At 65.3% G+C, this 8423-nt stretch carries 7 protein-coding genes; all 7 read left to right on the forward strand.

Going from position 1 to position 8423, the window contains the following annotated elements; all coding sequences use genetic code 11:
• The first annotated feature begins 514 nt into the window (after nt 1-514).
• Nucleotides 515-1951 carry a condensation domain-containing protein gene (locus tag RhoFasB10_RS07880; RefSeq protein WP_068429540.1) on the forward strand — a complete coding sequence of 479 codons (1437 nt, stop codon included), beginning with the start codon at nt 515-517 and terminating at the stop codon, nt 1949-1951.
• 46 nt (nt 1952-1997) lie between these two features.
• Nucleotides 1998-3440 (forward strand): condensation domain-containing protein, encoded by a 1443-nt coding sequence (locus tag RhoFasB10_RS07885; RefSeq protein WP_068429541.1) that lies wholly within the window; start codon nt 1998-2000, stop codon nt 3438-3440.
• A gap of 3 nt (nt 3441-3443) precedes the next feature.
• Nucleotides 3444-4835: a condensation domain-containing protein gene (locus RhoFasB10_RS07890; protein ID WP_068429543.1), complete on the forward strand. Its 1392-nt coding sequence runs from the start codon at nt 3444-3446 to the stop codon at nt 4833-4835.
• A 50-nt stretch (nt 4836-4885) separates the two neighbouring features.
• Nucleotides 4886-5782, forward strand: coding sequence for a sulfurtransferase (locus tag RhoFasB10_RS07895; RefSeq protein ID WP_068429548.1), 897 nt, complete (start codon nt 4886-4888; stop codon nt 5780-5782).
• 30 nt (nt 5783-5812) lie between these two features.
• A complete protein-coding gene (locus tag RhoFasB10_RS07900; RefSeq protein WP_068429544.1) occupies nt 5813-6226 on the forward strand; it encodes a SufE family protein in 414 nt (137 codons plus the stop codon).
• A 173-nt stretch (nt 6227-6399) separates the two neighbouring features.
• A complete protein-coding gene (locus tag RhoFasB10_RS07905; RefSeq protein WP_068429546.1) occupies nt 6400-7854 on the forward strand; it encodes a condensation domain-containing protein in 1455 nt (484 codons plus the stop codon).
• A gap of 145 nt (nt 7855-7999) precedes the next feature.
• The coding region (locus RhoFasB10_RS07910; protein WP_346764365.1) for a biotin carboxylase N-terminal domain-containing protein at nt 8000-8423 on the forward strand (424 nt) is incomplete at its 3' end.

The following is an 8423-nucleotide window of genomic DNA, read 5'->3' on the forward strand; positions in this document are numbered from 1 at the left end:
CGGAGATTTCGTCGCGCGAATAACGCGCGCCCGGATATCACGTCGCAGACATACAATTCGGAGCTGCGCATCGGATGGATCGGTGGTCCGCGGAATTATGTGACAGGTCCTCGCACCGAAGACCTCGGGAGAGTGACCCTCGACTCTGCGATCGGCGAAATTTACTGTCCGTTAACCTGTTTCGGACTGCCGAAAGCGCTTCGTGGGCGGCTGCACCACTCGCTGGAAGGGTCAAGCTTTTCGTTCCGTGACGAACAACACTCTCGTGCGATGCGAATTATGCACCCGCTCGACTTAGTGTGTTCGTGGATCGCACGTCGTGAACGCCGATCGTTCACGGCTGATTCGTGCACGTCGATTGATGAAGAACCGCATTCGGCCGCGTCGGGGCGAATCGAATGCATATCGACGAATACGACAGGCTTTCGGACCACCGCCACGCTTTCAGACCACTGCCACGCTTTCAGACCACTGCCAGCGACGACTGGCCTAGCTCGGAATTGGACGACACCCGATGGAATACACCGAACTGGCCGATTACCCGTTGCCCGCCGGGCGACTGAGCGAATGGGTTCCCCGAGTGGTCGACGAGGCCGCGTGGCGTCAGGACGATCGCGGCATGTCCTTCACCCACGAAGACCACGCGGGCCGCGGCAACGACGGCTCGTGGATCGGCACGGTGTTCGAGATCCACCGTCGCTACGATGTCGAGGCCGTCAGGCGCACCATCGTCGCGTACATCGATCGGCACGAAGCGTTCCGCACACGCGTCGAGCGCAACGCCGATTCCGGGGCGTGGCATCGCTACACGGTTCCCGTCGGTGCAGTGACGGTCGCCGATCGTCACGACGAGAAGCCGAAGTCCGAGACGCAGGTCTTCGAGCACCTCGAGTCCTGGTTCAGAGACGTCGTCTCGCCCACGACGTGGCCGCACTTCGTGCTGGCGACGGTCGTACCGGAACCGCACGTCGCAGCCAGCGCGCCTCAGCAGGACAAGTTCCTCGTGATCTTCGCCGCCGATCATTCGGTGATGGACGCGTACAGCCAGATCTACGCCATCAACGAAATCGACCGCCTGTACGCACAGGCGTTGGACGGCACCGAGCACAACCTTCCCGCCGTCGGCAGCTACGTCGACTTCTCGGCGAGCGAGCGTCTGCTCGGAGAGTCACTGACCGCCGAGCACGACGCGGTCCTGGCGTGGGAGCGTTTCCTCGCAGCCGAAAACGGCCGCTTCCCGTCCTTCCCGCTACCCCTGGGCTCCGGCTCCGCCCCCACGAACCTCGCGACGCGCCAGAGCAGCGTCTCGTCGTGGTTGCTGACCACCGCGCAGGTCGAGAAATTCAACGCGGTCTGCAAGGCGGCGGGCCACAACATGCAGTCCGGTGTCCTCGCCGCACTCGCACTCGTCGGCGCACGATTGAGCGGCAACGACAAGTTCCGCACGATCATGCCCATGCACACCAGGTCGGAGGAGCAGTGGGCTGCGAGCGTCGGCTGGTACGTCGGCATCCTGCCCATGCAGATCGACCTCGGCGACGCCGGAACGTTCGCCGAAGCGCTCGACTGTGCAGCGCGAGCAGGAAAGGAACACCGAGGTCTCGCGTCGGTCCCGTACTCGCGTGTCGCGTCGTTGCTGACGTCCACCGAGGTCCCGCGCTTCGTCGTCTCGTACATCGACCTGCGCTTCCTCCCCGACGCCGAGGAGTGGCAGGAGCGCAAGGGTCGCGCACTCCGTAGCGAGTGCCACGCCGAGGACGAGGTCTACTTCTGGGTCAACCGCACCCTCCAGGGTCTGAACATCTCGACGCGTTTCCCGAGCGGAGACATCGCGGCCACCAACGTCCACCGGTTCATCGCCGAATTCGTCTCGGTCCTGATGGCGGTCATCGAAGAGCCGACACACGAACTCGACGCGATGGTCGAGACCGTCGGAGCAGTCGGCGACTGAGTCGTCGCACCCAACCGACCAGCCACCAGGAGGAGAGAACGCACGCATGATCATCACCGCGATGAGCAACTGGAAGCCCGCACCCGGACTGCTACTGGAGTGGCATCCGACGCCGGAGGCTCTGGCTGCGGCGGGATCGGCGCCCGTTCACCCGGCGCCTCCGTCGTTCCTCCAGGAAGACCACCTGCGTGCGGTCGCCGCGGCAGCGGCGCGCGGCGACGATCATCATGCGTACACCGGTGTAGCCACCGAGATCGACGGCGTCCTCGACCGCGACGCGCTCTCTCGCGCACTGTCCGAGTACGTGCTGCGGCACGAGCTACTTCGATGCTGGTTCGACGTCGAGGACGGCGCCGTGACGCGCCGTCTGGGTTCCTCGGACGTCGCGTCGTTCGCGCCGTCGGAAGCGGGCACGTTCGAGACGGACGCCGAGTTCCAAACCTACGTCCGGGCCCGGTTCGGCTGCGAGGCAACGCCTTTCGAATGGCCCGGTTTCGTCGTCGGCGCGGTCGAGCGCGCAGGCAGCTTCACGCTCTACTACGCGGCCGATCACGCGTTCACCGACGGCGGTTCGCAGGCGCTCGTGATCAGCGAACTCGCCGATCTGTACGCACTCGAGATCGGCGAATCGGTTCCTGCACCGGCCGAGGCGGGAAGTCACCTCGACTACGCAGTCGACGAACGTGCTCGCGCAGCGCACTACGGTCCGACGTCGCCGGAGATTCTCGCGTGGAAGGAGATCTTCGCGAAGAACGCGGGCAAGATGCCACGATTCCCACTCGATCTCGGCCTCGCGGACGGCGAACGCGGACCGGTCAGGATCGTCGAGCGGTATCTGCTCGATGCCGACGCCACGGCAGCCCTCGACCGGGCGTGCAAATCCGCGGGAGCTCGCATCAGCAGCGGCGTGTTCGCCGCTGTCGCGATCACGGATTACGAACTCGCCGGAGTACGGGACTATTTCGGCATCACCGTACTCAGCACGCGCCATCTCGGTGACTACGGCCAGTCGCAGGGGTGGTTCGTGAACTTCGCACCTGTCGCGTTTCCCGTCGGCGACGCGTCCACGTTCGCCGACGTCGCGGTTCGAGCCCACGATGCGTTCGAGAAGTCCAAGCAGATCGCCGCCGCCCCGGTGCACGCGGTGCTCGGCGCTCTCGCGGCCGACGGAACCCTGGGCAGCGAGCTCGCCGTGAGTCCGAACATGCTGTCGTACATCGACTTCCGGTGGTTCCCCGGCGTCGGACGTTCCGCCGACGCCCGAGCCGAGCACTTCACCGGCGAAGGCACCACGGCGAACGCGTCCATGTGGATCAACCGCGACGCCGATCACTTCTATCTGTGCGCGCAGGTTCCGGACAATCCCGTAGCGGCGGCATCCGTCGAGCGCTACCACGCACACCTGCAGACGGTGTTCGACAGCATCGCGCGAGACGGCGATTACACGATCACGGTGCCCGAGGGCGTGGCGGCCGTCGCGGGGCGCTGAGCAATGCGCGTCACGTCGATCACCGAATACGTCGGAGCTGCAGGCACATACCTCGAGTGGCCGGTGTCGATCGGCGATGGAATGCACTCCGACGTCGCACCGTCGTTCAACCAGAGTTTCCATCTGTCGGCCGCACTCGGAACCGGCGCCGAGGACACGACGACGGTGTGGATCGCCGTCGCTTTCGACGTGCCGGGACGCATCGACGTCGACGCCTTGTCCTGGGCGTTCGAGCAGTTCGTCGAACGACACCCGGCTCTACGCACGTCCTTCTTCGCCGACGACACGGGAGTTCGACGTCGCGTCCACGCCCCGTCCGAGGTCGAGGCCGGTCACCCGCAGCGGACGCCGATGCTCGACCCGTCGGAGCTCAGCATGCACGTGCGTGCGCGCATGAACGCCCTGTGCCACCCGTCCCGCAGCCCGTCGTATTCGCTTGCCGCCGTAGACCGTCCCGATACGTCGACGATTCTGTGCGGATTCGATCACGCTCATGTCGATGCCATGTCGATGACCGTGGCCGCCGAGGAGATCGCAGCGCTCTACGCATCCCGGCGTACCGGGCGGCCGCATGCACTCGAAACGGTGGGCAGTTTCGTCGAGTACTGCCGTGGTGAAGCCGACACGCCCGCAGCCGATCTCGCGGATCCGCGCGTCGCCGACTGGGCCCGGTTCGTCGACGAGTGCGGCGGCACCACGCCTGCGTTCCCGTTCGATCTCGGTGTGCCGCTGGGGCAGTCCGCACCACAGGCCACCGCCGTGCACACCATCGCGTCCGCTGACCGGGCCGAGCGTTTCGAGGCCGGCTGCCGTGACCTCGGCGCAGGAATGTTCACTGGTGTCGTCGCTGCGCTGGCGCAGGCGTCGTCGAACATCGGCGGCCCGAAGCGCTTTCCGCTTCTCTTCCCACTGCACACGCGTCGAGACCCGCAGTGGGCCCGAGCCGTCGGCTGGTTCACGACGAACGCACCCATGACCGTCACAGTAGGGACCGATTTCGACGAAACGGTCACGAACGCCCACGCGTCGTTCCGCGCCGCGCTTCCCCTCGCGGCGGTACCGATCCCCCGCGTTCTCGAGGCTCTGGGCGAGAAGTTCCGTCGTACCCGCAACGACGTGTTCATGGTGTCCTACATCGATTATCGCGGCGTGCCTGGCGCAGATTGCGCACGCTCGAACGCGCACCACATCAGCAACGTCACGACGGCCGACGACGCACAGTTCTGGGTGTCGCGGACGAGCAACGGTCTGTCGCTCCGTTCACGATTCCCCGACACTCCCGAAGCCAGGCGCGTCGTCGAGAACGTCGCGACCGAACTCGCCCAGGTGCTCGCTGCACATGCCGTCACCACTGCCGACGTGGACGAACTCTCACTAGTCGGACCGACAGCCTAGGATCGAGAAGAGACAGTTCGGTTCCGATGACCCGTAGGAGCGAAGAAGACGTGCCCGTAGCAGCAGACCCCACCCCGACGTTCGGCGACTATGCGCACCCGGACCGCCTCGTGTCGACCCAGTGGTTGAACGCCCACATCGGCACGCCCGGTCTCAAGGTCGTCGAATCCGACGAAGATGTTCTTCTGTACGACGTCGGCCACATCCCCGGGGCCGTCAAGATCGACTGGCACGTCGATCTCAACGACCCGGTCACCCGCGACTACATCGACGCCGAGCAGTTCGCGGCGCTCATGAGCCGCAAGGGCATCTCGCGCGACGACACGGTCGTCATCTACGGCGACAAGAGCAATTGGTGGGCCGCATACGCACTCTGGGTCTTCACCTTGTTCGGCCACGAGGACGTTCGCCTGCTCGACGGTGGTCGTGACGCTTGGCTCGCCGAGAACCGCGAGACCACTCTCGACGTCCCCGAATACCCGGCCACCGACTACCCGGTCTCCCCGCGCAACGACGCTCCGATTCGCGCGTTCGCTTCCGACGTGTTGTCGAGCCTGGGAACCGTTCCTCTCGTCGACGTGCGGTCGCCGCAGGAGTACACCGGCGAGCGCACCCACATGCCCGACTATCCAGAAGAAGGCGCGCTGCGCGGTGGCCACATCCCGACCGCCGTCAGCATTCCGTGGGCCAAGGCTGCAGCCGGTGACGGTCGCTTCCGCAGCCGCGCAGAGCTGGACGACATCTACTCCGACGTCGTGACGCAGGACGAAGTCATCGCGTACTGCCGTATCGGTGAGCGTTCCAGCCACACCTGGTTCGTGTTGACGCACCTGCTCGGCCACGAGAATGTCCGCAACTACGACGGCTCGTGGACCGAATGGGGCAACGCCGTGCGCGTGCCCATCGCCCGGGGCGACGAGCCCGGCGACGCACCTACGACGTCCTAGAACGAACTGCTGGAACGAGAGCCTGAAGTCATGTCGGATCTACCCGAATCGTTGGCCGAGATCGTCGAGGATTTCTCGGCGGTCGACGGTCAGGACAAACTGCAGCTGCTGCTCGAGTTCAGCCGTGAGCTTCCGCCGCTGCCTGCCCACCTGGAGCAGGCGGCGATGGAGCCGGTACCCGAGTGTCAATCCCCGTTGTTCCTGTCCGTCGACGCCGACGACCGTGACAGCGTCAAGCTGCATTTCAGTGCGCCCCCCGAAGCGCCCACGACGCGAGGATTCGCGTCGATCCTTCATCAGGGCCTCGACGGGCACAGCGCGAGAGAGATCATCGACGTTCCCGACGACTTCTATCTCGCGCTCGGACTGGGCGACGCCGTCAGTCCACTCAGGCTGCGCGGGATGTCGGCGATGTTGACGCGCATCAAACGGCACCTGAAGTAGCAAAGCCGTGTGCAGGACGACCCCGTGTACCTGTTCGGGGTCGTCTTGATCGATACACCTGCCGATCTGTATGCTCGTCGGCGGTTCCGTGTCCAGCACAGTCTTCCGTGGCACTGCTCATCTGTGGCTCTGCCTCGTCGGTGCACTCGTAGTGAGAGTTGAGTTTTCGTCGGATGGAGTTCACCGAGCTGGCGGATTACGCCATTCCCGCCGGAACCATCACCGAGTGGATCCCCAGCGTGGGTCCGCACGCAACCACTCCTGCACTTGCCGGATGGCGGCCGGACGACCGTCCGACGTCGTACGTCCACGAGGCACACCTCCGCACCAGCCTCGCGAGCCCCAGGCGTGGACGGGAGAGCTGGCTCGGTGCCGCATTCGAGATGCCAGGCCCACTGAACAAGCCTGCGTTCCGTCGGGCCGTGCTGGCGTGGATCGACCGCCACGAGTCGATGCGGTCGCACGCGTCCATCGACGAGGAACAAGGAACGCTTTCGCGCGTCACCGCGGCCAAGGGTGCCGTCGACATCTGGCAGGTCGAGCAGGAGCCGTGCCAGCAGTCGAGCGAGGTCTTCGAGCACCTGCACTATCTGTTCGACGAATACACCTCCCCACTCGCCTGGCCTGCCTATGCGTTCGTGACGCTCGAGCCCCTGCCGTCGGACGGCGCATCCGGCACCGAGGGCAAGGTCGTCGTTTTCTTCGCCGCGGATCACTCGATCATCGACGGCCTGTCGACGGTCCTCGTCGCACACGAGATCACCGCGCTGTACACGGAAGCCACGGGCGGCCCGCCCGCTGCCTTGTTCGAGACGGGCAGCTACCTGGACTTCGGCGTGTCCGAGCGCAAGGTGCATGCGGAACTCGAGCACACGCACGATGCCGTCGTCACCTGGAGGCGGTTTCTCGACGAGGGGCACGGCGAGCTGCCGGCGTTCCCGCTCGACATCGGTGAGCCGAACAGCATCACGAGCCCGCAAGGAGGTCTCTCGGCGTGGATTCTCGACGCCGAACGCGCCGACGCGTTCTCGGTGGCGTGCCGCAAGACCGGGCACAGTTTGTTCTCGGGCTTGCTCGCGTCGCTCGCGGTGGCGAGCGCAGAACTGTCCGGTGAGACCGAGTTCCGAACCATCACTCCGGTGCACACGCGAGACCAGCCCGAGTGGGTGTCGTCGCTCGGATGGTTCGTCGGGCTGTGCCCGCTCTCGATCGACATCGCCGACGCCGACTCCTTCGGTGCCGTCGTCGCACAGGCGACCGAACAGGTGACGACGACGAAGCCGATCGCGCGTGTGCCACTCGATCGCGTCTTCCGCGCTCTCGGCACGTCGGCGACGCCTCGTTTCGTCGTGTCGTTCATGGACGTGCGCTTCGCTCCGATGGCCGAGCACTGGCACGACTGGAATGCACGAGCGCTGCGTAGCAAGCAGTACGAACACAATGTGTACATCTGGATCAACCGGACGCCCCGCGGCGTGAACATCGCTGCTCGCTACCCCAACACGGAGTTGGCGACGGCGAACGTTCACCGGTACGTCGGTGCACTTCGGCGCGTTGTCGACGAAGTGGTCGACACCGGCACGGCTTCCCTGCCCACCCGAGCAGGGCCCATTGCTACCAATCAGTAGCGTTCGTCGGGATTTTTGGGGAGCTTCCCGATAACCGCCATCCAGTTTCGGATGCAGGAGTGTCTGTGCTTACACTCCGAAGAGACGTCCGTACATCGTGTCGCAGTGATCTTCGCTCGAACAACTTGAAACCACAGGAGGCTCAGTGCCCAGCCATGCCAGTGCGCGTATCACCAAGGTGCTTGTCGCGAACCGCGGCGAGATCGCAGTCCGGGTGATCAGGGCTGCAGCGGACGCCGGCCTCACCAGTGTCGCTGTCTACGCCGAACCCGACGCGAACGCACCCTTCGTGCGCTTGGCAGACGAGGCCTTCGCCCTGGGCGGGCAGACCTCCGCCGAGTCCTACCTCGTGATCGACAAAATCTTGGACGCCGCGAAGAAGTCCGGCGCCGACGCCATCCACCCCGGCTACGGCTTCCTGTCCGAGAACGCCGAATTCGCCCAGGCCGTCATCGACGCAGGCCTGATCTGGATCGGACCGTCACCGCAGTCCATCCGCGACCTCGGCGACAAGGTCACCGCACGCCACATCGCCACCCGCGCCAAAGCCCCCTCCGTTCCCGGTACCG

The organism is Rhodococcus sp. B10, assembly GCF_011770055.1.
GTDB classification, from domain to species: Bacteria; Actinomycetota; Actinomycetes; order Mycobacteriales; family Mycobacteriaceae; genus Rhodococcoides; species Rhodococcoides kyotonensis_B.

Excerpts from the sequence above, each read along its gene's own strand:
- RhoFasB10_RS07880 (WP_068429540.1), top strand. The coding sequence starts at position 515 with ATGGAATACACCGAACTGGCCGATTACCCGTTGCCCGCCGGGCGACTG.
- RhoFasB10_RS07885 (WP_068429541.1), top strand. The coding sequence starts at position 1,998 with ATGATCATCACCGCGATGAGCAACTGGAAGCCCGCACCCGGACTGCTA.
- RhoFasB10_RS07890 (WP_068429543.1), top strand. The coding sequence starts at position 3,444 with ATGCGCGTCACGTCGATCACCGAATACGTCGGAGCTGCAGGCACATAC.
- RhoFasB10_RS07900 (WP_068429544.1), top strand. The coding sequence starts at position 5,813 with ATGTCGGATCTACCCGAATCGTTGGCCGAGATCGTCGAGGATTTCTCG.
- RhoFasB10_RS07905 (WP_068429546.1), top strand. The coding sequence starts at position 6,400 with ATGGAGTTCACCGAGCTGGCGGATTACGCCATTCCCGCCGGAACCATC.